This is a genomic window from Burkholderia aenigmatica, from assembly GCF_902499175.1.
GTDB classification, from domain to species: domain Bacteria; phylum Pseudomonadota; class Gammaproteobacteria; order Burkholderiales; family Burkholderiaceae; genus Burkholderia; species Burkholderia aenigmatica.
Window position 1 is genome coordinate 1 of the sequence record NZ_CABVQC010000069.1, and the last position, 24,485, is coordinate 24,485.

The 24,485-nt window shown below is 67.1% G+C and carries 22 protein-coding genes and 2 tRNA genes; 7 read left to right on the forward strand and 17 right to left on the reverse strand.

Features of this window, described 5'->3' with window-relative positions:
- Positions 1-176: 176 nt before the first annotated feature.
- Positions 177-1,325, forward strand: coding sequence for a rod shape-determining protein RodA (rodA, locus tag BDO18943_RS34260; protein ID WP_043184732.1), 1,149 nt, complete (start codon positions 177-179; stop codon positions 1,323-1,325).
- Between the two features lie 93 nt (positions 1,326-1,418).
- On the opposite strand, the gene BDO18943_RS34265 is transcribed toward rodA, so the two are convergent.
- The 14 genes from BDO18943_RS34265 to def all read right to left on the reverse strand — a co-directional run bounded on the left by BDO18943_RS34265 (position 1,419) and on the right by def (position 14,243).
- On the reverse strand, positions 1,419-2,195 hold the full coding sequence (locus BDO18943_RS34265; RefSeq protein WP_175025757.1) for a tetratricopeptide repeat protein: 777 nt from the start codon (positions 2,193-2,195) through the stop codon (positions 1,419-1,421).
- Positions 2,192-2,977 carry an HpcH/HpaI aldolase family protein gene (locus BDO18943_RS34270; protein ID WP_043184733.1) on the reverse strand — a complete coding sequence of 262 codons (786 nt, stop codon included), beginning with the start codon at positions 2,975-2,977 and terminating at the stop codon, positions 2,192-2,194. Before BDO18943_RS34270 ends, BDO18943_RS34265 begins: the two co-directional genes overlap by 4 nt.
- Before the next feature lie 309 nt (positions 2,978-3,286).
- The gene (queD, locus tag BDO18943_RS34275) at positions 3,287-3,739 is read right to left on the reverse strand and encodes a 6-carboxytetrahydropterin synthase QueD (RefSeq protein ID WP_089451443.1); all 453 of its coding nucleotides are present in this window, start codon (positions 3,737-3,739) and stop codon (positions 3,287-3,289) included.
- A gap of 18 nt (positions 3,740-3,757) precedes the next feature.
- Positions 3,758-4,390 carry a 7-carboxy-7-deazaguanine synthase gene (gene queE, locus BDO18943_RS34280; protein ID WP_043184735.1) on the reverse strand — a complete coding sequence of 211 codons (633 nt, stop codon included), beginning with the start codon at positions 4,388-4,390 and terminating at the stop codon, positions 3,758-3,760.
- A gap of 84 nt (positions 4,391-4,474) precedes the next feature.
- Positions 4,475-5,209 carry a 7-cyano-7-deazaguanine synthase QueC gene (gene queC / locus BDO18943_RS34285; protein ID WP_043184736.1) on the reverse strand — a complete coding sequence of 245 codons (735 nt, stop codon included), beginning with the start codon at positions 5,207-5,209 and terminating at the stop codon, positions 4,475-4,477.
- Positions 5,210-5,566: 357 nt separating this feature from the next.
- Positions 5,567-5,642: transfer RNA gene (locus BDO18943_RS34290), tRNA-Phe, on the reverse strand.
- Positions 5,643-5,703: 61 nt separating this feature from the next.
- On the reverse strand, positions 5,704-6,405 hold the full coding sequence (gene esaR / locus BDO18943_RS34295) for a response regulator transcription factor EsaR (protein ID WP_043184737.1): 702 nt from the start codon (positions 6,403-6,405) through the stop codon (positions 5,704-5,706).
- Complete coding sequence (esaS, locus tag BDO18943_RS34300) at positions 6,406-8,820, reverse strand: sensor histidine kinase EsaS (protein ID WP_175025758.1); 2,415 nt, start codon at positions 8,818-8,820, stop codon at positions 6,406-6,408.
- Positions 8,810-9,400 (reverse strand): DUF4390 domain-containing protein, encoded by a 591-nt coding sequence (locus BDO18943_RS34305; protein ID WP_175025759.1) that lies wholly within the window; start codon positions 9,398-9,400, stop codon positions 8,810-8,812. The genes esaS and BDO18943_RS34305 overlap by 11 nt, the downstream gene beginning before the upstream one ends.
- Positions 9,397-10,788, reverse strand: a complete 1,392-nt coding sequence (gene rsmB / locus BDO18943_RS34310) for a 16S rRNA (cytosine(967)-C(5))-methyltransferase RsmB (RefSeq protein WP_175025760.1) — start codon at positions 10,786-10,788, stop codon at positions 9,397-9,399. Before rsmB ends, BDO18943_RS34305 begins: the two co-directional genes overlap by 4 nt.
- 219 nt (positions 10,789-11,007) lie before the next feature.
- Positions 11,008-11,865 carry a zinc metalloprotease HtpX gene (htpX, locus tag BDO18943_RS34315; protein WP_011353570.1) on the reverse strand — a complete coding sequence of 286 codons (858 nt, stop codon included), beginning with the start codon at positions 11,863-11,865 and terminating at the stop codon, positions 11,008-11,010.
- Positions 11,866-11,965: 100 nt separating this feature from the next.
- Positions 11,966-12,601 carry a LysE family translocator gene (locus BDO18943_RS34320; RefSeq protein ID WP_175025761.1) on the reverse strand — a complete coding sequence of 212 codons (636 nt, stop codon included), beginning with the start codon at positions 12,599-12,601 and terminating at the stop codon, positions 11,966-11,968.
- Between the two features lie 120 nt (positions 12,602-12,721).
- On the reverse strand, positions 12,722-13,705 hold the full coding sequence (gene fmt / locus BDO18943_RS34325; protein WP_175025762.1) for a methionyl-tRNA formyltransferase: 984 nt from the start codon (positions 13,703-13,705) through the stop codon (positions 12,722-12,724).
- 34 nt (positions 13,706-13,739) lie between these two features.
- A complete protein-coding gene (def, locus tag BDO18943_RS34330; RefSeq protein WP_048244704.1) occupies positions 13,740-14,243 on the reverse strand; it encodes a peptide deformylase in 504 nt (167 codons plus the stop codon).
- A gap of 185 nt (positions 14,244-14,428) precedes the next feature.
- On the opposite strand from def, the gene dprA reads away from it, so the two are divergent.
- The 3 genes from dprA (at position 14,429) to BDO18943_RS34345 (ending at position 18,998) form a co-directional block, all read left to right on the forward strand.
- Entirely contained in the window at positions 14,429-15,769 is a 1,341-nt protein-coding gene (gene dprA, locus BDO18943_RS34335; RefSeq protein ID WP_235996266.1) for a DNA-processing protein DprA, read from the forward strand.
- Between the two features lie 36 nt (positions 15,770-15,805).
- Positions 15,806-16,186, forward strand: coding sequence for a thioredoxin family protein (locus BDO18943_RS34340; RefSeq protein ID WP_021159864.1), 381 nt, complete (start codon positions 15,806-15,808; stop codon positions 16,184-16,186).
- A 193-nt stretch (positions 16,187-16,379) separates the two neighbouring features.
- Positions 16,380-18,998 (forward strand): DNA topoisomerase III, encoded by a 2,619-nt coding sequence (locus tag BDO18943_RS34345; RefSeq protein WP_175025764.1) that lies wholly within the window; start codon positions 16,380-16,382, stop codon positions 18,996-18,998.
- Between the two features lie 129 nt (positions 18,999-19,127).
- On the opposite strand, the gene BDO18943_RS34350 is transcribed toward BDO18943_RS34345, so the two are convergent.
- The gene (locus tag BDO18943_RS34350) at positions 19,128-20,177 is read right to left on the reverse strand and encodes a LysR family transcriptional regulator (protein WP_043184745.1); all 1,050 of its coding nucleotides are present in this window, start codon (positions 20,175-20,177) and stop codon (positions 19,128-19,130) included.
- A gap of 426 nt (positions 20,178-20,603) precedes the next feature.
- Between BDO18943_RS34350 and BDO18943_RS34355 the strand changes: the two genes are divergently transcribed.
- Positions 20,604-21,617, forward strand: coding sequence for a D-2-hydroxyacid dehydrogenase family protein (locus BDO18943_RS34355; RefSeq protein WP_043184746.1), 1,014 nt, complete (start codon positions 20,604-20,606; stop codon positions 21,615-21,617).
- A 48-nt stretch (positions 21,618-21,665) separates the two neighbouring features.
- Here BDO18943_RS34355 and BDO18943_RS34360 read toward each other — a convergent pair whose 3' ends face one another.
- Entirely contained in the window at positions 21,666-22,532 is an 867-nt protein-coding gene (locus tag BDO18943_RS34360) for a patatin-like phospholipase family protein (protein ID WP_043184747.1), read from the reverse strand.
- An 8-nt stretch (positions 22,533-22,540) separates the two neighbouring features.
- Positions 22,541-22,945 (reverse strand): PaaI family thioesterase, encoded by a 405-nt coding sequence (locus BDO18943_RS34365; RefSeq protein WP_027785770.1) that lies wholly within the window; start codon positions 22,943-22,945, stop codon positions 22,541-22,543.
- 188 nt (positions 22,946-23,133) lie between these two features.
- On the opposite strand from BDO18943_RS34365, the gene BDO18943_RS34370 reads away from it, so the two are divergent.
- Both BDO18943_RS34370 and BDO18943_RS34375 read left to right on the forward strand, forming a co-directional pair.
- Positions 23,134-23,209: transfer RNA gene (locus BDO18943_RS34370), tRNA-Lys, on the forward strand.
- 189 nt (positions 23,210-23,398) lie between these two features.
- On the forward strand, positions 23,399-24,448 hold the full coding sequence (locus BDO18943_RS34375; protein WP_175025765.1) for a DUF3592 domain-containing protein: 1,050 nt from the start codon (positions 23,399-23,401) through the stop codon (positions 24,446-24,448).
- Positions 24,449-24,485 lie beyond the last annotated feature (37 nt).

The following is a 24,485-nucleotide window of genomic DNA, read 5'->3' on the forward strand; positions in this document are numbered from 1 at the left end:
GCCAACGCCGCGGCGCCGAGGGCCGCGAGCCTGCCGCCGATCCGGCGCCCGCACCGGCCGCACCGGCCCGCCAGCGACGCGCAGCCGCTCGTCGCCACGCCGCGCGACGACAACCACCGTGCGACGGCCCCCGCGAAGGCGGCGGACGCCGGCACCGCTCATTAACGGAGAAAGGCATGCAATTCGACAAGCGCGCCTGGCTCGACAAGATCAAGCAGATGTTCGCGGGCTTCGACCGCCCGCTCGCCCTCATCGTGTTCCTGCTGCTGTGCGTCGGCATCGTCACGCTGTACAGCGCGGCGATCGACATGCCGGGCCGCGTCGAGGACCAGTTGCGCAACATCCTGCTGACGTTCGTGCTGATGTGGGTGATCGCCAACATCCCGCCCACCACGCTGATGCGCTTCGCGGTCCCGCTCTACACGTTCGGGGTCGCGCTGTTGGTCGCGGTCGCGCTGTTCGGGATGACCAAGAAAGGCGCAAAGCGCTGGCTGAACGTCGGCGTCGTGATCCAGCCGTCGGAAATCCTCAAGATCGCGACACCGCTGATGCTCGCGTGGTACTACCAGCGCCGCGAAGGCGGGGTGCGCTGGTACGACTTCGTCGCCGCGTTCGGGATCCTGCTGGTGCCGGTCGGGCTGATCGCGAAGCAGCCCGACCTCGGCACGGGCCTGCTCGTGTTCGCGGCCGGCTTCTTCGTGATCTACCTCGCCGGCCTGTCGTTCAAGCTGATCGTGCCGGTGCTCGTCGCGGGCGTGATCGCGGTCGGCTCGATCGCCGTGTTCGAAGAACGCATCTGCCAGCCCGAAGTGCAGTGGCCTCTGATGCACGACTACCAGAAGCACCGCGTGTGTACGCTGCTCGATCCGACCTCCGACCCGCTCGGCAAGGGCTTCCACACGATCCAGGCCGTGATCGCGATCGGCTCGGGCGGCGTGCTCGGCAAGGGCTACCTGAAAGGCACGCAGGCGCACCTCGAATTCATTCCGGAAAAGCACACCGACTTCATCTTCGCGGTGTTCTCCGAGGAATGGGGGCTCGTCGGCGGGCTCGTGCTGCTGACGCTTTACATGGCGCTGATCGCACGCGGGCTTTATATCGCCGCGCAGGGCGCGACGCTGTTCGGCCGCCTGCTCGCGGGCTCGCTCACGCTCGCGTTCTTCGTCTACGCGTTCGTCAACATCGGGATGGTGAGCGGCGTGCTGCCGGTCGTCGGCGTGCCGCTGCCGTTCATGAGTTATGGCGGCACCGCGCTCACGACGCTCGGCATCGCGATCGGGATGATCATGAGCGTCGGGCGGCAGCGGCGGCTGATGAAGAGCTGACCGCGCGGCACCCATCGCAGAAAGAAAAACGGCGCCTCGGCGCCGTTTTTTTCGACCAGGCATGTCGAACGCAGTCGCGCCGCGCGCCCCCGCTCACGGCGGCGGCGCATGCGCGCCGCCCGGCTCCGCGCCGCCCCCCGATGCCGGCCCCTGCGCCTTCAGCCGCGCGCTCAGCTCCTTGAATTTCAGCCCGGCCGTCTCGTCGCCCTGCGCGGCCGCCGCCGCGTAATACGCCCGCGCGATGTTCAGGTTCTGCGCGACGCCGTCGCCACCGCGCTCGTAGAACGACGCGGTCACGTACTGCGCGGTCGGCTCGCCCGCGTCGGCGGCCTGCTTGTACCACGCGAACGCCTGCCGGTTGTCGCGCGGCGTGCCACGCCCGTCGAGGAACTGGTTCGCGAGCGACAGCTCGGCCTGCACATGCCCCTGCTTCGCCGCCCGCAGGAACCAGCGATGCGCTTCGGCCGGATTGCGCGCGACAAACTCGCCGTCGTCGAGCATCCGGCCATACACGTACTGCGCATGCGACATGTTTGCGTCGGCCGCGCGCTTGAGCCAGCGCAGCCCTTCGTCGACGTTCGCCGTCACGCCTTCGCCCGTCAGCAGCATCATCGCGTAGTTGAATTGCGCGAGACGGTCGCCGCGCTCGGCCGCGTCGTGGAACTGCACCAGCGCCGCACGATAGTCGCCGGCGTTATAGTCGGCGACCGCCGATTGCGTCTCGTGCGACGGATCGGGCTTCGCTTGCGGCGCGCCCTGCGCGGCGGCCGCGATACACACGGCCCACAGGCCGAGCATCGCGCCGACCTGCCCACGCACCCCGATCGCGCCCCGTGCGCACCCACGGCACGCGCCATCGCCACCGTTCATGACCGCACCTCCTGCAGCGCCTGCCGCGTGGCACGCAACAGCCAGGTCACGTCGGCCGACAGCGTAATCATCCGGTAGCCGGCCTCGCGATACTGGCGCGCGGCCGCCGTGTCGCCCGCGAAGATGCCGACCGCGACGCCGGCCTGCCGGCCGGCCGCGAGCACGCGCGCCATCGCGATTTCGACGTCCGGGTGGCGGATGTCACCGAGATGCCCGAGGCTCGCCGCGAGATCGGCCGGGCCGACGAACAGGCAGTCGACGCCGGGCAGCGCCGCAATCCGCTCGACTTCGTCGACGCCGCGCGCCGATTCGATCTGCACGATCACCGCGACCTGCGCGTTCGCCGTCTGCACGTAATCGCGGCGCATGCCGAACGCCGCCGCGCGCACCATGCCCGCGACACCGCGCAGCCCGTCCGGCGATTCGGGCGACGGATAGCGCGTCAGCCGCACCGCGTGCGCGGCGTCGTCCGGCGTCTCGATACCGGGAAACATCAGCGTGCGCGCGCCCGCATCGAGCGCGCGCTTCACGAGCCACGGTTCGCGCGCCGGCACGCGCACGACGGGCTCGCTCGGCAGATGGGCGGCGGCGATCGCGCGCAACTGCGATGCAACATCGCGGCTGTCGTTCGGCGCGTGCTCCATGTCGATGCAGAGCCAGTCGTAGCCGGCATGCGCGAGCGCTTCCGCGGCCGAGTCGCTGCCGAGCGACAGCCACAGGCCGTACAGCGGCTCATCGCCGTCGCGCAGGCGTTGTTTGAGGGAATTGGTGAGCGTGCTCATCGATACGGCCTCCTGGACGGAACGGCAATCGAACGGGACAAGCAACGGGCAAAGCGGAGCGCGACACGCCGCGCAGCGAAGCACGGCGGCGCCAGGACCGGGCCCTGGAACCTTGGTCGGCCGTGGGCGGCCGATCTGACAGCGCCGGCCGCGCGATGGCGCACGGCTGCGTTTTTCGGCGCCACGCAACGATCATAGCGCGGCGTTACGCGGAATGTGGAAACGGACGGGGAGCGAGACGGGGAAGCCGCGGGATGCGGCGTCGGCAGGCAGCCCGCGCCGGCTGGCGGGGCTGCCCGGAAGGCGGGATCAGCGGCCGGGCTGGCGCTCGACGTCGGCCCAGCAGTTCGGCGTTTCGTACAGGCGCACGCGCTCGAGCCGCAGGTTCACGCCGTAGTGCGCGTCGTACACGCTTGCGAGGATGTCGAACGCAATCGCCGCGAGGTTCTCGACGGTCGGGATCCGGTCGATCACGACCGTCTTGTGGTCGGCCATCTGCTCGAGGAACGAGCGCACGACGTCGTCGCGCGCATAGACCAGGAACGCATGGTCCCACTTGCCGACCAGGTGCTCCATCGCGAGCGCCTTCACGTCGGCGAAATCCATCACCATGCCGCGGTCGGGCGCCCCCTCGGTATCGACGAGATCGCCGCGCAGCGTGACTTCGAGCACGTAGCGATGACCATGCAGATTCCGGCACTGGCTGCGGTGATCGGGAATGCGGTGGCCCGCGTCGAATTCGAGTTTTCGGGTAATCAGCACGATGTCAAAAGCCGTGGCTCAGGGAATGTTCAGATATTTGTGGGTCTGCATCGACAGCCGCCACTGCGGATGACGCTTGCACCAGTCGATCGCGAGCTTCGTGTTGAGGTCGCGCGACGGGCCGTCCATCGGCTGGACGAGGAAATACTCGAAGTCGAGCTTCGCGTACTCGGCCAGCCGCTGGTTGTCCTGCGGGATCACAACCTTCAGTTCGTTGCCCTTCGTGACGACGAGCGGCGCGTCGGCCTTCGGGCTCACGCAGATCCAGTCGATCGATTCGAGCACCGGCAGCGAGCCGTTGGTCTCGATCGCGATCTCGAAGCCGGCCGCGTGCAGCGCGTCGACGAGCGGCTGGTCGAGCTGCAGCATCGGCTCGCCGCCCGTGCAGACGACGAAGCGGTGCGCCTCGCCCTCCGGCCACAGGCCGGCGATCGTCGCGACGAGCGCTTCGGCGTCCTTGAACTTGCCGCCGTTCTCGCCGTCGGTGCCGACGAAGTCGGTATCGCAGAAGCGGCACACGGCCTCCGCACGATCCTCTTCGCGGCCCGACCACAGATTGCAGCCGGCGAACCGGCAGAACACGGCCGGCCGGCCTGCGTTCGCGCCCTCGCCCTGCAACGTGTAGAAAATTTCCTTGACCGCGTAAGTCATCGTGCTTCGTCCGGCTCGCGCCGCTCGTTATCGATCAAAATCCGGATCGGAATCCGTTGTTCATTCACCGTGCCGCGGCGCGCTTCACAGCGGCGCTTCGGTCACGCGTTCACCCTTCAGGTAGGCCTCGTAGCCGCGCTTGCGCAGCTTGCAGGCCGGGCATTCGCCGCAGCCGAAGCCCCACTCGTGCAGTTCCGCGCGCTCGCCCACGTAGCAGGTGTGCGTCTCGACGCGGATCAGTTCGACGAGCGCTTCGCCGCCGAGTTGTTCGGCGAGCTGCCAGGTTTGCGCCTTGTCGAGCCACATCAGCGGCGTCTCGAGCACGACGCGCGTGTCCATCCCGAGGTTCAGCGCGACCTGCAGCGCCTTCATCGTGTCGTCGCGGCAATCGGGATAGCCCGAGAAGTCGGTCTCGCACATCCCGCCGACCAGCACGCGCAGCCCGCGGCGATAGGCGATCGCCGCGGCGATCGTCATGAACATCAGGTTGCGGCCCGGCACGAACGTGTTCGGCAGGCCGTTCGCCGCCGTCTCGATCTCGATCGTGCGCGTCATCGCGGTATCGCTGATCGCGCCGAGCACCGACAGGTCGATCATGTGATCGTCGCCGAGCCGGTCCGACCAGGCGGGAAAATCACGCTTCAGCGCTTCGCGCACGCCTTCGCGACATTCGAGCTCGACGCGGTGGCGCTGGCCGTAATCGAAGCCGAGCGTCTCGACCGTCTGGTAGCGTTCGAGGGCCCATGCCACGCACGTGGCCGAGTCCTGCCCGCCGGAAAACAACACGAGCGCGCCGTCTTTAGCGTCTGTCCGAATCACCGTGATACTCCGTGAATGTGTAGGCTCGCGTCGCGCTGCGCCCCGGGGCCGGCTGCCGCCGGGCGGCCCGACGCGTGCCGGCCTGGGCCGGCTCGACCAGTATAGGCAGCGCAATCGGCCGCGAACGCGGCGGAGCGCTTATACCGCCCATCGCGCGGCATCGTTGCCGCGCGCCACGACGGCGCCACGCTGGCAGCCTGCCGTGCGCATGAAGCGATGCGCTAAGTTATTGAGCGGGCACGGATTTTATCACGCCCACACGAATGCTGCCGGGCAGCCGCCCCACACCACTCATCACGCAAACCCCACCACAAACGAAAAACCCCAAGAACCTTCCGATTCTTGGGGTTTTAATTCTGGTGGCCTGGGACGGAATCGAACCATCGACACGCGGATTTTCAATCCGCTGCTCTACCAACTGAGCTACCGGGCCAACGAAGAAGAGAAAGTATAGCGACCCTTCTTCACTTGAGCAAGTACTTTCGCAAAATATTTTATACGGCGCCTTCGGACGGCTTCTTGCCGAGCTCGACACCGAGCTGCTTGAGCTTGCGATACAGGTGCGTGCGCTCGAGGCCCGTCTTCTCTGCGACGCGCGTCATGCTGCCGTTTTCGCGTGCGAGATGATACTCGAAGTACGCACGCTCGAACGCATCGCGCGCTTCGCGCAACGGGATGTCGAACGGGATCGCGGCCGTCTGGCCCGCGAGGCCCAGTGCCGAAGCCATGTCTTCGCCGAGCGTCGGCAGCGCGGCCGCGGAGGCAACCGCCGCGGGCCCTGCCGCCTGCCCCGCGCCGACCTTCGCCGCCGCGTTCGCGGACACCGGCGCCGCACCGCGTGCGAGGCCGTGCTCGACGGACTTCAGCAGCTTCTGCAGCGCGATGGGCTTCTCGAGGAAATCGAGCGCGCCGATCTTCGTCGCCTCGACGGCCGTATCGATCGTCGCGTGCCCGGACATCATGATCACGGGCATCGTCAGCAGCCCCTGCGCCGCCCACTCCTTGAGCAACGTCACGCCGTCGGTATCCGGCATCCAGATATCGAGCAGCACGAGATCGGGCGCCTGATTCAACCGGTATTCCCGCGCGGCCTGCGCGTTCTCCGCCGCCTCGACGACATGTCCTTCATCGCTGAGGATCTCCGAGAGCAATTCCCGGATGCCCATTTCATCATCTACCACCAGGATGGTTGCCATTTACGCTGCCTTTGTCTGCTCACTTGCTTTTGTCTTGGCGGGGGCCGCCCCGTCCTGCACGCCCGATTCGGCGCCTGGCGCATCGCTCGCCATCTGCAGGAACAGGATCGACACCTGCGCACCCTCGACGGTCTCGCCGTGCATGCGATTGCGCAGATCGATCCGCGCACCGTGCTCATCGACGATTTTCTTGACCGTGGCCAACCCCAGCCCCGTGCCCTTCGCCTTCGTCGTTACGTAAGGCTCGAACGCGCGGGTCAGGATGCGCGCCGGAAAACCGGGCCCGTTGTCGGACACGGTAAGACGTACCGCGACGCGCGTTTTGCCCTCGGCGTCGGGATCGCCATATTCTACTGTCTTGGTTTCGATCAACACACGCGGATGCGCCGACTCCGCGACCGAATCCTGCGCATTCTGCAGCAAGTTGTGAATCACCTGGCGCAGTTGCGTCGCGTCACCGCGTATCACCGGTAGCGACGGTGCGAGTTCGGCGACGATCGCGCTCTTGCCTTCGCCGACACCGTACAGCCCGAGCACCTCGCTCGCCAGTTCGTTCAACTGCAGATTCGAAAGCACGGCCGGCGGCGTGCGCGCGTATTCGCGGAAATCGTCGACCATGCGCTTCATCGCGGCCACCTGGTTGACGATCATCGTCGCGCCGCGCTTGAGCACATCGGCGTCGGGCGGGTCGAGCTTGTCGGACAGCTTCATCTGCAGCCGCTCCGCCGACAGCTGAATAGGCGTCAGCGGATTCTTGATCTCGTGCGCGAGCCGGCGCGCGACCTCGCCCCACGCGACCGAACGCTGCGCGGAAATCACGTCGGAGATGTCGTCGAACACGACGACGTAACCGGACGTCTGCGGATCGTCGGCCTGCCCCTCGACGGTCGACACGAGGCGCGTGCCGCGCACGAGCAAAGTCAGCGGATCGGCTTCGCCCGGCACCTCGATCGCGAACTGCTGCTGCCAGTGGCCGTGATCGCCGCTGCCGCCGTCGGACGCTGCTTCGCGATCGGCGAACGCCTTGCGCACCATCGCGCCGAACCCGGCGGCCATGCCGATCCGGTCGAGCGTCGTGCCGATCAGCGCGTTGAACGGCTGCCGGAAGATCCGCTCGGCGCCGCGATTGGCCGTCGTCAGCCGGAACTGGCGGTCGAGCACGAACACGCCGGCCGTCAGGTTCGCGAGGATGCTCTCGAGATACGTCTTCGAATGCTCGAGCGCGACGCGGTTCTTCTCGACCGCGAGCCGCGCCTCGGACAACTGGCGCGTCATCGCGTTGAATGACTGCGTGAGGAAGCCGAGCTCGTCGCGCGTCTTGATCTCTCGCTTCGGCGTGTAGTCGCCTTCCGCGACCTCCTTCGTGCCCTGCGCGAGCAGGAACAGCGGCCGCGCGAGCTGCTGACCGAGCGCGAGCGCAAGCATCATCGCGATGAAGGTCGCGAGGAACAGCGCGAGCGTCAGCGTGCCGATGTACATCTTGCGCAGCCCCGTGCGGCCGAGCGCCTTTTCCTGATACTCGCGATACGCGCGCTGCACCGCGTCCGCGTTGTGGGCAAGGGTGGGCGGCACCGGCTGCGTGAGCTGCAGGAAGCGTTCCGCCGGCTGCAGCAGCGACGTCGTTGCGTCGGGAATCGGCCGCACGACGCGCAACCGCAGCGCCCCCTTCGCGCCGTGCGCGCGCGGGTCGCCGTCGACTTCGCCCTCGATCGCCGCGTATGCGCCATGTTCGCGCGCTTGGTTCAGCATTAGCGGCGTCGGCAGGTCGTCCGGAATCAGCGCCGCGAAATTGCCCGATGCCTGCGCAACGATGTGCAGGTCGGGCGCCGCACCCGAGCCGCCGCGGCTCGGCTCGACGATCGTCGCGTCCTGCACGCCGAACTGGTCGCGCAACCGCAGCAGCGTGAGCGTCGTGCCGTTCGTATTCGCATCGACGCTCGCGAGCTGGTCGGACATCAGCCGCGCCTTCGTCTGCAGATCGGACAGCGAAGCATCGAGCATCCCGCGGCCGAGGTTCAGGCCGGCCGTCAGCGCCGTCTCGACGTTCACGTCGAACCACGACTCGATGCTGCGCGACACGAACTGGTACGACACGATGTAGATGATCCCGCCCGGCACCACGCCGACCAGCGCGAAGAACACCGCGAGCTTCGCGAGCAGCCGCGTGCCGAACTTGCCCCTCCTCAGGCGCACGACGATCATCCCGATCAGCCCGAGCACCACGAGCAGGAACACGAGCGCGACGACGATGTTCGTCGCGTACAGCCACGAGTAATAGCGGTCGAAGAATTCGGTGTTAGCGCTCGCGGCTGCGAGCAGCACGAGCAGCAGCAGCGCGGTAAGCGCAACGGTCGAAACGATGACGCGAACGAGGAGGCTCTTCCCGCTGGCCGCGCGGCGCACTTTATTTAGCACGTTCGGTCACCGTGAAGTTGAAGCGCTTCCAGTCCGACCCGAGCGTCCAGTCGCGGTTGTTCACGGCGTCAACCTGGAATGGCTTCGGCATCAACGCCGTATCGAGCTGCATCCGCACAGATGCCGTGTAGGTTTCGCCCGAGCGCACCTGGTTGCGATCGATCACGTGCCACGACGTGATGTGCCGGACGACCGCGAGCGCGTCCTTCAGCGACGGGAAGCCGAGCTGCAGGCCGCCCGTCGACACGCGATACTCGCGCGTGAGCGGCTGGAACGACAGGCGGATCGTCTGCGTCACCGCCACCGGCTGCTCGTCGAACCAGTACCAGCGCGCACGACTCAACTCGAAGTCGGTCGTGAAATACAGCGGAATGCCTTTGTTGACGGCATCCTCGAGGTTCGGGTTCAGCTCGAAATCGAAGCGGGCGTCGAGGCTCCAGCCGCTTCCGTCGGACTGGAGCGACGCGCGCTGCACGGCGACCGACTCGGCATGCGCCGGCCGGACGACGGCCAGGCACAGCGTCAACGCGACCATCAGGACGGCCGCGAGCCGAAGTGGAAAAAGGTGTTTGATCGTCACCGTTTCTGAAACCGCGCGTAGAAAAATCCGTCGTGATCGGTGTTGTGGTCGAGTGCGCCGGCGGCCGCCCCTCCCTGCACGCTGCCCGGCAGCAGCTGGCCGGGGGCGTCCAATCGTACCGCATCTTCACAGGCCGCTTCAAACCAGCGGGCCTGCAATTCCCCTTCTTCCGGGAAGACCGAACAGGTCACGTAAAGCAGTTCGCCGCCCGGCTTCACGAGCGGCCACAACGCCGACAGGATGCGGCGCTGTTCCGCGACCAGCGCCGGAATGTCGGCCTCGCGGCGCAGCCAGCGAATGTCGGGGTGCCGACGCACGATGCCCGACGCCGAGCACGGCACATCGGCCAGGATGCGGTCGAACGGACGCCCGTCGTACCACGCGTCAGGTGCACCCGCATCGCCGACGCGCACGTCCGCTTCGAGCGCCAGCCGCACGAGGTTCTCGCCGATCCGTGCCGCACGCGCCGCGTCGCTTTCCAGCGCGACGACTTCCGCATCGGCGAGTTCGAGAATATGGCCGGTCTTGCCGCCGGGCGCCGCGCATGCGTCGAGCACGCGCATGCCGTCGCGCGCGCCGAGCCATTCGGCTGCGAGCTGCGCGCCGGCGTCCTGCACCGACACGACGCCGTCGGCAAACCCCGGAATGCGATCGACCGGCAGCGCCGACGCGAGCCGCACCGCATGCCGGCCGATCGCGGTCGCTTCGATCCCGTTCGCGCGCAGCGTATCGAGATACGCGTCGACGCTCGCGCGGCGCGCATTCACGCGCAACGTCAACGGCCCCTGGCGCTCGCCGGCCGCGAGGATCGCCTGCCATGCATCGGGCCATGCGCGCTTCACCGAATCGACCCACCATGCGCGGTAGTTCCAGCGCGCGACGACATCGTCCTGCAGCGCCGCGACGAGCGCGTCGCGCTCACGCAGGAAACGGCGCAACACCGCGTTGACCATGCCCTTCGCGAACGCATATTCGCGGCGTGCGCCAATCACGGTCACGGCCTGGTCGACCACCGTGAACGCCGGATACGCGGCTTCGTCCGGCGGGTCGAGCAGCAACGCGAAGGCACCGGCGAGCACCGCGTGCACGTGCGCGGGCGGTGCCTTGCTGATGAACCGGCCGATCAGCCAGTCCGCGCTGCCGAGGCGACGCATCGTCCGATACGCGACGTCCTGCGTCGCCCCGCGCCCAAGTGCCTGCGCACCGGACGGCATCTGCGCGAATACCGTCGACAGCGCTGCCGGCAGCGCGGTGCCGCGCCGCACCGCATCGACCGCCTGCGCAGCCGCGTCGAGCGCGAAGCCGAGCGAATCGGGCGCGAGATGCAGCGCGGACAGGCGCGCCGGGCGGCCGGAAGAAGACGGAGCGGTAGAGCGGGTTCGTGTCATCGGAGCAAATTCGGCAAACAAGCGCGGCAAACAAATACGGCAAACAGCGGAATCGCGGCGCTCGCGTGGCCCTGCGATCCCAAACCGGGCATTGTAGCGTGCGACGCAGCAGGCCCTTTGGCCCCTTTACGGCACACACAAATGAAACACCCCGCAGCGCGAAGCGTGCGGGGTGGCGTGACGGCCCCGCGCGGCAACTGCCGCACGGTGTGCCGTGACCTAATCGAAGCGGCCGGTGCGCGCCATCTCCATCAGGCGCGCGATGCGCTCCTCGGTGGCCGGGTGCGTCGAGAACAGATTCTGCAGGCCGCCGCCGTGCAGCGGGTTCATGATCATCATCTGTGCGGTGGCCGGATGCTGCTCGGCCGCCTGGAACGGAATGCCCGCCGCATAGCGATGGATCTTGTCGAGCGCGGTCGCGAGCGATTGCGGATCGCCGGAAATCTGCGCGCCGCCGCGATCGGCCTCGAACTCGCGTGCCCGCGAAATCGCCATCTGGATCAAGGCGCCTGCGATCGGCGCGAGCAGCGCGACCGCGATACCCGCGATCGGGTTGGCCGGCCGGCCGTTCTCGTCGCGCCCGCCGAAGAACATCGCGAAGTTCGCGATTGCCGAGATCGCGCCCGCCATCGTCGCGGTGATCGTCGAGATCAGGATGTCGCGGTGCTTCACGTGCGCGAGCTCGTGCGCCATCACGCCGCGCATCTCGCGCTCCGACAGCACGCGCAGGATGCCCGTGGTCGCGGCAACCGCCGCATGCTCGGGGTTGCGGCCCGTCGCGAACGCGTTCGGCGCATCCTCGTTGATCAGGTAGACGCGCGGCATCGGCAGGTTCGCGCGCGTGGCCAGCTCGCGCACCATCCGGTAGAACTGCGGCGCGGTGTTCTCGTCGACTTCCTGCGCGTTGTACATGCGCAGCACCATCTTGTCCGAGAACCAGTAAGAGAAGAAATTCATGCCGAGCGCGAACAGCAGCGCAATCGTCATGCCGCGCGAGCCGCCGATCATCCCGCCGATCACGATGAACAGGGCCGTGATCGCGGCCATCAGCATCGCCGTTTTGACCCAATTGAACATACCCACTCCTTATCCGTCAGGGGACCCGCCGCACATCAAAGGGCACGGCGGAAAATTGTAAGCGATTTGTTAGATAAGGTCTTGCCGGAAAAATTCAATCTCAGCGTTGCGATGCTGCAAGACGAAGGCCGAGGCCGACGAAAGCGCTGCCGACCGTGCGGTCGAGCCATTTCTTGACGCCCGGCTTGCCGGAAAAGCGCGCCGTGACACTGCCCGCGACCCAGGCGACCAGGCTGGTCCACCCCGTGCTCATGGCGACGAACACGCCACCGAGGGTCAGGAACGCCCATGCCTTGTGCGGGCTGTCGGCCGTCACGAACTGCGGGAAAAACGACACGAAGAACAGCACGACCTTCGGGTTCAGCACGTTGGTCCAGAAGCCCTGCATGAACAGTTGGCGAAGCGGCTTCGCGGCTTGCGTGGCGGCCGTGCCCGACGGCTCGGCCGCCTGCTTCGCGATGATCATCCGCACGCCGAGGTAGATCAGGTAGGCGGCGCCGACCAGCTTGATCACCGTGAACGCGGCCGCCGACGCCGCGAGCAGAGCGGTCAGGCCGAATGCGCAGGCGAGCGCGTGAACGCAGCAGCCGGCCGAAATGCCGAGTGCCGACATCAGCCCCGCGCCGCGGCCCTGCGCGACGCTGCGGCCGACGATATAAGCCGTATCGGGGCCGGGCGTGACGTTCAGCAGGAAGACTGCCAGCACGAAGAAGCCGAAATGGGTGATGCCGAACATGAAAACCTCAAAACCGGAAAGCGCAGGGAAATTCTACGCGCGCCTGCCGCACCGCGCGACTCGGCCCTCCGGCCGATTGCGCACGTCCGGCAGGCCGTGTCGAATGACAGTCAGGCCGCTTCAGGCAACGTCAGTCAGCGCAAAACGCTGGCCCGCGGCGAGCGGCGAGCCGGCCAGGAATTCGCGCGCGGGCAGCCGCTTGCCACCCGGCTTCTGCAACTGCGTGACGCGCAGCGCACCGCTGCCGCACGCGACGATCACACCTTCCGGCGCGGCTTCGACGACCGTGCCGGGCAGCGCGTCGCCGCGCGCCGCCACGGGCTCGGCCGCCCACAGCTTGATCGCCGCGCCGTCGAGCGTCGCGACGCCGCCCGGGAACGGATCGAACGCACGCACCTGGCGTGCAAGCACGTCGGCAGGCTTGCGCCAGTCGAGCGCCGCTTCGTGCTTGCCGATCTTTTCCGCATAGGTCACGCCGTCGGCCGGCTGCGGCGTCGCGGGCAGCGCGCCGTCGCGCTCGAGCTGCACGAGCGCGTCGACGATCAGTCGCGCGCCTTCGGCAGCGAGTCGGTCGTGCAGGGTCGCGGTCGTCTCGTCGGGCGCGATCGCAACGCGTGCCTCCTCGATCATCGCGCCGGTGTCGAGGCCGATATCCATCTGCATCAGCGTGACGCCCGTCTCGGCGTCGCCGGCCTCGATCGCACGGTGGATCGGCGCGGCGCCGCGCCAGCGCGGTAGCAGCGACGCGTGAATGTTGATGCAGCCGTCGCGCGGAATGTCGAGCACTTCCTGCGGCAGCAGCAGGCCGTATGCGGCGACCACCATTACGTCATGCGGGGTCGTGCGCAGCAGCTCGATCGCATCGGCCGCCTCCACCGGGTACTTGCCCGCGCGGCGCAGCGACGTCGGCTGCGCAACGGGCATCCCGTGCTCGACGGCGTAGCGCTTCACCGCGCTCGCCTGCAGTTTCATCCCGCGCCCGGCAGGACGATCGGGCTGGGTGAGCACGAGCGGCACCGGAAAACCGGCCTCGTGGATCGCGGCGAGGGCAGCCGCGGCGAATTCCGGCGTGCCGGCAAAAACTACGCGCAACGTATGGGTCATGACATCGTTCGGGGTCGGGCAGGGTGAACGCGCGTCACATCGCGCGTTCGAGTTTCTTCATCTTCGTCTTGATGCGCGTCTGCTTGAGCGGCGACAGGTATTCGACGAACACGCGCCCCATCAGGTGATCCATCTCGTGCTGGACGCACACGGCCAGCAGGCCCTCGCAGTCCAGCTCGAAGGCCTCGCCCTGCTCGTTGAGCGCACGCACGCGCACGTGATCGGGACGCTCGACTTCGTCGTAGATGCCGGGCACCGACAGGCAGCCCTCTTCATAGATCTGCTTCTCGTCGCTCGACCACACGATCTCGGGGTTGATGAACGCGCGCAGCTCGTTCTTCTCCTCGGAGACGTCGATCACGATCACGCGCTCGTGCACGTCGACCTGCGTGGCCGCAAGGCCGATGCCCGGTGCCGCGTACATGGTCTCGGCCATGTCGGCGACGAGCTTGCGGATCCGGTCGTCGACCTTGTCGACGGGCTTCGCGACCTTGTGCAGCCGCTTGTCGGGGTAATGAAGAATATTGAGTAAAGCCATGGCGTTCGGTATTCGGTGGAGCGGCGTGCCGCATCGGCCATCCGGCCGGCTGGCGCTGCTGCCGGGATGCAATGAAGATGAGGCGGACGCGCGGCGAATCAATGCCGCGGATCATGCCTCCTGCAATCGGCCGGGCGCCTGCGCGCGCGGCCCTGTCGAGTATTTCGGATGATGAAAATTTTATCATGGCGCCACGCGGTCCGCTGGTCACCGCATTCGAGGGGCGCCTCATGTCGCCGCAAGCGCTGACCACCTCCGCACTGCGCGCGTGGCTGCAGCTCGCGCATGCGCCCGGCCTCGCCCCCGCCGTGCTGCAGGCACTGCTCGATGCGTTCGGCTCGCCGGACGCGCTGCTGCGCGCCTCCGACCAGGCCATCGCCACCGTCACCAGCCCCGCCGCCGCCCTGGCCGTGCGCGCGAGCGAGCGCGACGGTCTCGACGCGCGCACCGACGCCGTGCTCGCCTGGCTCGACGCACCGGGCAATGCGCTCGTCACGCTCAACGATCCGGCCTACCCGCCACGGCTGCGCGACCTGCACGATCCGCCGCCGTTGCTATATGTAAAGGGCCGGCTCGACCTGCTGCACGCGCGCGGGCTCGCCGTGGTCGGCAGCCGTCACGCAACGCCGCAGGGGCTCGCCGACGCGACGCGCTTCGCACGCGAGCTGTCCGACGCCGGGCTGCCGATCGTGTCGGGCCTCGCGCTCGGGATCGACGGCGCCGCGCATCGCGGCGGGCTCGACGGCCGGTCGGGTACGGTCGCGGTGATCGCGACGGGCGCCGATCTCGTCTATCCGGCACGGCACCGCGCGCTCGCCCACGAGATCGCCGCACACGGCGCGATCGTGTCGGAATGGCCGCTCGGCACGCCCGCCCGCGCCGCGCACTTCCCGCAGCGCAATCGGCTGATCGCCGCGCTCGCGATCGGCGCGCTCGTCGTCGAGGCAGCCCCGCGCTCCGGCTCGCTGATCACCGCGCGGCTCGCGAACGAACTGGGGCGCGATGTATTCGCACTACCGGGCTCGATCCACGCGCCGCTCGCGCAGGGCTGCCACGCACTGATCCGCGATGGCGCGAAGCTGACGGCGGCGCCGCTCGACGTGCTCGAGGAATACGGGCTGGGCGAACCGAAAGCTGGCGTAGCGGGCGGTGCCGCGTGCTCCGGGCATCCGGGCGCAAACGCCGGCGACCTCCGCGATACCGAAGCCGCCACTCGGCGTGCCGCTACCGGGGTCATCGAAACTGGCGGCGCCGTTCCAGCCATCGCGCCCGTCCGGGACGAAGCACCGGCGCCACCGCTGCCCGCCAGCCCGTCCGAACAGGCCGTGCTGGCCGCATTGGGATACGGCCCCGTTACGTACGAATGGTTGACCGAGCACAGCGGCCTGCCTGACGACGTGCTGCATCGCGCGCTGCTTGCACTGGAACTGGCCGGCCGCGTCGCCAGCCTCCCCGGCGGACGCTTCGCGCGGCTTGACGCGGCGCGCACCCCGCCCGTGCACGGCGTGCTACATTCCCCCGCATAGGGGCGGCCAAGCCGCCGACGATACCCAAGGAAACCCATGCCCGCGCTGAATCTCGACACCGATGCGGATCGGATCGCCGAGCGCCTCGCCGATCCCGGCACGTTGCTGGTCGCCTGCCTGTGCGCCGAGTGGTGCGGCACGTGCCGCGACTACCGGACGGCCTTCGACCAGCTCGCCGACGCGCATCCTGACGCCTGCTTCGCCTGGATCGACATCGAAACGCATGCCGACCAGCTCGACGATCTCGACGTCGAGAACTTCCCGACGATCCTGATCGAAGATACCCACACCGCCCGCTTCTTCGGCACGGTGCTGCCGCATGCGGCGATCGTCGAACGGATGCTGTCCGACCTGAGCGCGGTACCCGGTGCGCCGCACGCACCGAAATTGCGCAACGTCCTGACCGTCGAAGCCTGAATTCGCGAGCCGGCCCGGTGGTTTTGCGCGCGTTTGCGCGCCCCGCCGCGCCGGGCGCTTGCCGCCGTTGCGGCCCCCCTCTATGATGAGCCGCTTTTTGCACGCTGAGCCGCCATCGCTGCGGCGTGTGCTATAAAGCGGTCGTAAAAGGGACCCACAACCGGCGAACCCGGTCTACCAACACACACCTGTCATGTCCAAAGCACTGATCATTGCGGAAAAGCCTTCTGTCGCGAACGACATCGCACGCGCTTTGGGCGGCTTTACCAAGCATGACGAGTATTACGAAAGCGACGATTTCGTCCTTTCGTCCGCTGTCGGCCACCTGCTGGAAATCGCCGCCCCGGAAGAGTACGAGGTCAAGCGCGGGAAATGGAGCTTCGCGCATCTGCCCGTCATCCCCCCGCATTTCGACCTGAACCCGATCGCAAAAAGCGAGTCGCGCCTCAAGGTGCTCACCAAGCTGTTGAAGCGCAAGGATGTCGACCGCCTGATCAACGCATGTGACGCGGGGCGCGAGGGCGAGCTGATTTTCCGCCTGATCGCGCAGCACGCGAAAGCGAAGCAGCCGGTCCAGCGCCTGTGGCTGCAGTCGATGACCCCGCAGGCGATCCGCGACGGCTTCGCGAACCTGCGCAGCGACGCGGACATGCTGCCGCTCGCCGACGCCGCACGCTGCCGCTCGGAAGCCGACTGGCTGGTCGGGATCAACGGCACCCGCGCGATGACCGCGTTCAACAGCAAGGGCGGCGGCTTCTTCCTGACGACGGTTGGCCGCGTTCAGACGCCAACGTTGTCGATCGTCGTCGAACGCGAAGAGAAAATTCGCCGCTTCATCCCGCGCGACTACTGGGAAGTGAAGGCCGAGTTCGCGTGCGCGGGCGGCTTCTACGAAGGCAAGTGGTACGACCCGAAATTCAAGCGCGACGAATTCGATCCGGAAAAGCGCGACTCCCGCCTGTGGAGCCTGCCGGCTGCCGAAACGATCGTCGCCGCATGTCGCGACCACGTCGGCACGGTCTCCGAGGAATCGAAGCCGTCGACGCAACTGTCGCCGCTGCTGTTCGACCTGACGAGCCTGCAGCGCGAAGCGAACAGCCGCTTCGGCTTCTCCGCGAAGAACACGCTCGGCCTTGCGCAGGCGCTGTATGAAAAGCACAAGGTGCTGACCTACCCGCGTACCGACGCGCGCGCACTGCCGGAAGACTACCTGTCGACGGTCGAGTCCACGCTCGAGATGCTGAAGGAGAGCAACAACTACCTGCCGCATGCGAAGCAGGTGCTCGACAAGGGCTGGGTGAAGCCGAACAAGCGGATCTTCGACAACTCGAAGATCAGCGACCACTTTGCAATCATCCCGACGCTGCAGGCGCCGAAGTCGCTGTCCGAGCCGGAGCAGAAGCTGTACGACATGGTCGTGAAGCGCTTCCTCGCCGTGTTCTTCCCGGCCGCTGAATTCCGCGTCACGACGCGGATCACCGAAGTCGCCGGCCATCACTTCAAGACCGAAGGCAAGGTGCTCGTCGAGCCGGGCTGGCTGCAGGTGTACGGCCGCGACGCCGAAGGCGCGGATGCGAACCTGGTGCCGGTGCAGAAGGACGAGAAGGTGAAGACGGACGAAATCGCCGCCGTCGCGCTCGTCACGAAGCCGCCCGCACGCTACTCGGAAGCGACGCTGCTGTCCGCGATGGAAGGCGCAGGCAAGCTCGTCGAGGACGACGAGCTGCGCGAGGCGATGGCCGCGAAGGGCCTCGGCACGCCGGCCACGCGCGCGGCGATCATCGAAGGCCTGCTCGGCGAGAAATACCTCGTGCGCGAAGGCCGCGAACTGATCCCGACCGCGAAGGCATTCCAGCTGATGACGCTGCTGCGCGGGCTCGGCGTGAAGGAACTCACCGCGCCCGAGCTCACCGGCGAATGGGAATACAAGCTGTCGCAGATGGAGCGCGGCAACCTCGGGCGTGAAGCGTTCATGCAGGAAATCGCCCGCATGACGCAGCAGATCGTCAAGCGCGCGAAGGAATACGATTCCGACACGATCCCCGGCGATTACGCGACGCTCGAGACGCCGTGCCCGAACTGCGGCGGCCAGGTGAAGGAAAACTACCGCCGCTTCGCGTGCACGAAGTGCGAGTTCTCGATCTCGAAGATCCCGGGCAGCCGGCAGTTCGAGATCGCGGAAGTCGAGGAACTGCTGCGCGAGAAGACGATTGGCCCGCTGTCCGGCTTCCGCAGCAAGATGGGCCGCCCGTTCTCGGCGATCCTCAAGCTGTCCTTCGACGACGAGACGAAGAACTACAAGCTCGAGTTCGATTTCGGCCAGGACACGGGTGGTGAGGAAGGCGAGGCGCCCGATTTCTCCGCGCAGGAGCCGGTCGGTGCGTGCCCGAAGTGCAAGGGCCGCGTGTTCGAGCACGGGATGAGCTACGTGTGCGAGCACTCGGTGGCCAACCCGAAGACCTGCGACTTCCGCTCGGGCAAGGTGATCCTGCAGCAGGAAATCACGCGCGAGCAGATGGGCAAGCTGCTGGCCGACGGCCGCACGGATCTGCTGCCGAACTTCAAGTCGTCGCGCACGGGCCGCAACTTCAAGGCCTTCCTCGTGAAGCAGCCGGACGGCAAGATCGGCTTCGAGTTCGAGAAGAAGGAACCGAAGGCCGCCGCGAAGAAGACGGCAAAGTCGGCGACGACGGATGCCGAAACCGTGACGGAAGGCGCCGAAGAGAAACCGGCACCGGCTCGCAAGACCGCCGCCAAGACCGCGACCAAGACAGCCGCTCGCAAAACGACGGCACGCAAGACCGGCTCGTAACGATCCGGCCGCCGGGGCTTCCCCCGGCGCATCCGGCTCCGGCTGGCAGCCATAAAAAAACGCGGATCGATCGCTCGATCCGCGTTTTTTCTTTGTGCCGGCGGCAACTGCCGCCCGGCCGTCGCGCCGTTACAGCGGCGACGGCACCGCGACGCGCGTGCGCGACGAACGCGGCAGGCGCGGCGACAGGTTCGGGTCGGCCGCTTCCGGCTGCTCGGCACGCGTCTCGACACCGATCGGCGCCAGCGCAGAGCTCTGCGCGGCCCACTGCTCGCCCATCATCGCGTCGGTCGAGTGGCTGAAATGCTCGACGAGGTGGTCGATGAACGTGCGCACCTTCGCGGGCAGATGGCGCCGGCTCGGGTAAGCGATGTTGATCTCGACCTGCGGCAGCCGGAAATCCGGCAGCAGCCGCACGAGCGCGCCACGCGCGATGTCGCTGCCGATCAGGTAGCTCGGCAGGATCGCGACGCCCATCCCGAGCAGCGCGAACTGGCGCAGCATCGCGGTATTGTTCGCGACGATCACGTTGGTCGGGCGCACGCGCACTTCGCCGTCCGGCCCCGTGAACACGCGCTCGTCGCCCCAGTATTCGGTCGGCAGGCTCAGGCTCGGGTGCTCGGCGAGATGCTCCGGATGGGTCGGCACGCCGTGCTTCTCCAGATAGCTCGGCGTCGCGCACACGGTCATGCAGCCGGTAGTCAGGCGCCGCGTGACGATGCTCGCGCTGCGCATCTGGCGCGTGACGACGATGCCGACGTCGAAGCCTTCCTCGACGAGATCGACCTGCCGGTCGACCAGCGTGAGATCCGGCACCACTTTCGGGAAATTCTCCGTGTACGACTGCAACACGGGCGCGAGGTTATGCAGGCCGAACACGACCGGCGCGACGATGCGCAGCGTGCCGACCGGCTCGTGATTGCGCGCGACGACCATCTGTTCGACGTCCTCGAGCTCATCGAGGATCTGCCGGGCACGCTCCAGATAGACCTGGCCCGACTCCGTCAGGGAAAGGCTGCGCGTGGTGCGGTTCAGCAAACGCGTGCCGAGCCGGCCTTCCAGATCGGCGACGTGACGCGTCGCGACCGCGTTGGAGATATCCATTGCACTCGCGGCCCGCGCAAAACTGCCGAGATCTGCAACCTTGACGAACACGCGCATCGACTGCAAATGATCCATAAACGACTCCTGCCGCTGTTACAACTTCAAAAAGATGAAGCAAATGCGTAATTCTCCTACGACAGCGGAAATGATGCAGAGTTGCTCAACAAGGCCCCGGTTGACGATAAAAATAGTCAAAAATCCTCGCCTTCTGCGGATAGTTGATCCAATTATTCTGATTGGAGCAACAATTGGGTGAACCTCGTCGAGTAAGTGGCCGAATCAGGAAGGACGTATTTGATGCGACACAACAGCGCACCCTTCCACCCGTCTCGCAAGCGGCGCCGGGTCAGGCTGCCGCCAATTGCGGCGGAGCGTAACAACCTGTTAAAAAGACACCATGGAGGCGGCCGACGTAGCATCATGTCGGCCCCGGCCGGGCGGGACGGGTGCGCGACGTGCGCCGCCGCCACCGCCGCTTTCAACGCGCGACACCCGCTCACCATGAAAATTGCCATCCTCGACGACTACCAGGACGCCGTCCGCAAGCTGAACTGCTTCGAGATGCTTGCCGACCACGACGTGAAGGTCTTCAACAATACGGTGCGCGGATTGGGACAGCTCGCCAGCCGTCTGGCGGAAGTCGAGGCGCTCGTGCTGATTCGCGAACGGACTCCGATTTCGTCGCAACTGCTCGCCAAGCTGCCGAACCTGCGCATGATCAGCCAGACCGGCCGCGTGTCGAGCCACATCGATCTCGAGGCCTGTACCGACCGCGGCATCGCGGTGCTCGAAGGCACGGGCTCGCCGGTCGCGCCCGCCGAACTGACCTGGGCGCTCGTGATGGCCGCCCAGCGCCGCATTCCGCAGTACGTCGCGAACCTGAAGCAGGGCGCCTGGCAGCAGTCGGGCCTGAAGACGTCGGCGATGCCGCCGAACTTCGGCCTCGGCCAGGTGCTGCGCGGCCAGACGCTCGGCATCTGGGGCTACGGCAAGATCGGCCGGCTCGTCGCCGGCTACGGCAAGGCGTTCGGGATGAACGTGCTGATCTGGGGCCGCGAGCATTCGCTCGAGGCCGCGCGCGCCGACGGCTATACGGCCGCCGAAAGCCGCGAAGCACTGTTCGAGCAGAGCGACGTGCTGTCGCTGCACCTGCGCATGCATGACGACACGCGCGGGATCGTGAAGCAGGAAGACCTGATGCGGATGAAGCCGACGTCGCTGCTCGTCAACACGAGCCGCGCCGAACTGCTCGAGGAAAATGCGCTGGTCAACGCGCTGTCGCACAACCGTCCGGGGATGGTCGCGATCGACGTGTTCGAGAGCGAGCCGATCCTGCAGGGCTACAGCCTGCTGCGCATGGAAAACGTGATCTGCACGCCGCACATCGGCTACGTCGAGCGCGAAAGCTACGAGTTGTATTTCAGTGCAGCGTTCCGGAACATCCTCGCATTCGACGACGGCGACATGTCGAGCGTCGCCAACCCGGAAGCGCTGACGCCGATCCGCAAGCGCTGACCGCACGGGCTGCGCACGCCGCGCGGCCCGCTTTTCCGATTCCCGCCATCAGGCGGCCACGCGGCCGCCCGTCATCGCGTCGACGCGCGTGAGGAAATGCTCGCCGTCGCGCCGCCCGAGGTCGTACGCATGCCGCATCTGCGACGGGCTCGTGTAATCCCAACTCGAAATCGGCACCTTGCTCGACGGCTGGACGTACAGCCGCCGCTGCTCGCCATGCGCGACCGTGAACATCTGCGGGCGCGGATACAGCCGCGTGACGAGCACCAGCACGTCGCCCGGCGTCGGGTCGAGCGCGTCGACCGGTACGTTGTCGACCATCCCGCCATCGAGCACGGGCCGGCCGCCGCGTCGCAGCACCGGCGTGAACGGCGGCGTGCAGGACGACTGCAGGATCAGGTCGGCAAGTTCGTCGACTCGCGTGCAGGCCTGCGCGCGCACGAATTCCGGCCGAAAGCCGAGCGTGCGCCCGAGTGTCGGATGCAGCGTCTTGCGCACGTACTTCTCGATGTTGTACGCGACGAGGCCGGCGGCGACTGCACTGCGCGCGCCGAGCCAGCGCGGCACGTGCGACACGCCGATGCGGATCTCCGGCGCCGCGGCAAGCTGCGCGAACGGCTCGCCGTAGATGTCGAGCAGCGCCTGACGGTAAATCCGGTAATGCGGAAACACGGGCTCGCGCCCGAACAGGTTGCCCCAGTACGCGTTCTTCCGGTTGTGGCGCAGCGCCTCTTCGTAATAGCGCATCACCCAGGCGGCGTCGCGCGTATACAGCATGCACGCGGTCGCCGCGCCGGCCGAGATGCCGGTGATCACGCGCGGGCGCAAGCCGAGCGCCGGCTGGGCGACATCCCAGAAGCCGGCCTGCCACCAGCAGCGATTGCCCCCGCCCGCGAAGACGATCTGGTCGAACATCGCGCCGCTCAGCTGACGAGCGCGTAGGTCGACGTCGCGTGGACCGCCATCTTGCCGTCCTCGTCGAACAGCTCGACTTCGCCGAATACGAGATTGCGGCCCATCCGCAGCACGCGCGCGGTGACGAGCACGTCGCCCTTGCGCACGGGACGCATGAAGTTCGTGTTCAACGATACGGTCGTCATCGGCCGGAACTCGCCGAGCGCGGCCGAGATCGCGACCACCATCGCGGTGTCGGCGGCCGCCGTGAACACCTGGCCGCAGATCACACCGCCGGAATGGCGGAATTCGCCGGAAAACGGCAGGCGCAGCGTGACGCTGTCGTCGCCGATCGACACAGGGACCAGACCGAGCGAGCGGACCCAGGGGGCCAGCAGGCGATCCAGCAATTCGCGGACTGCGTTTTCGTCCATCTTCGAAAGCCCAGAAAGCGTTGCGCGACCGCCGCGCAACACGGTGGCGTCATCATACCGGGAGCGCGGAAACTGCGATCGCTCGTTATCGGGCCGACAGCTGCCGTAGTCGTGACGAAATATTTTGAGAAATTTGCAGAAAGGGCTTGCAAGGTCTGAAATACCCGTGCATAATCTTTCTTCTGTTGGGGGCGTTAGCTCAGTTGGTAGAGCAGCGGACTCTTAATCCGTAGGTCGAGTGTTCGAGTCACTCACGCCCCACCAGGAATTCCGAAGCCCGGTTAGCGAAAGCTGACCGGGCTTTTTCCTTTTCCGCCGCCGCACTCGCGACGCCCCCCCCCTTTCGCAGTACGCCACCGCACGCCCGTTCCGCATCGTTTCCGCTAGAATCGTCCGACAAATATCACACGACCGGCGCAGGCACTGCCGTTTGCCCGCCGGCACTGAGAGAACATGGGACGTCACACATGGAAGCATGTAACCGAGACGCGACCATTCAGAGAGCCTGGTTGCGCCGATATCGGCGAGTCCGTCGGGACACGCCACTCCCCCGATCACACCGGCATCCGCAGTGCGACGCACGAACCGGATCCGGTCATGCCGGGTAAAGACGCGCTCGTCGCAATCGCGCTCGGCGTCCTGCTGCTCGTGCTGGCCGGCATGCTAGCCGTCACGGCCGGCCAGGCGACCGGCCAGCTGGTTCGGGCGCCGGGCACCGTCGTGCGCATCGTGCAGGACAGCGACGCGATGCGCGCGTATCGGCCGATCGTCGCGTATCTCGCGAACGACGGCCAGCGCCGCGAAGTCGCCGGCAATACCGCATCGACCGTCCCCGCCTACGACATCGGCGAGAACGTCGAGGTATGGCTCGACCCGACCCACCCCGACCGCCCCGCACTGATCGACGATTTCGCGCAACGCTGGTTTCCAGCCGCCGTGCCGGCGCTGCTCGCCATCGCGTCGTTCGCGATCGGCGGCCTCCTGATCGTCGGCGAACGCCGCCGCCGGTCGTCCGCCCCGCAGCCGGCCCGCCCTGCCCGCAAGCACGCGCGGAGCCGCTGGGATATCGCGATTGTGCTGATTCCGATCGCGATCGGCACGGGCTTCGTCGCCGGTGCCGGCGCGGCCGGCCTGCGTCAGTGGCAGATCGTCCACCACTACGCGCGCTCGACCGGCCACGTCGTCGAGATCGCGAAAAACGCGCGCTCGACCCGCTCGCGCACGTCGCTGTATTCGGCGATCGTCGCGTTCACGACCGACAGCGGACGCCAGATCACGTTCGCCCAGGGCTCGGCGTCGTCGCATCCGGGCCTGCACGAAGGCGAAGCGGTCAACGTGCTGTACGACCCCGTCACCCCCGAGCGCGCGATCGTCGACCGCTTCTGGGATCGCTGGGGCCTCACGGCCATCCTGTTCGTGATCGGCGCGCCGTTCCTCGCGGCCGGGCTGTTCATCGCCGTGACGCTCTGGCCGGAACACCCGCAGCACGAAGCCGCTCGATGACGCTCGCGCGCCGGCCGCGCACCGCGTGGCACGGCAA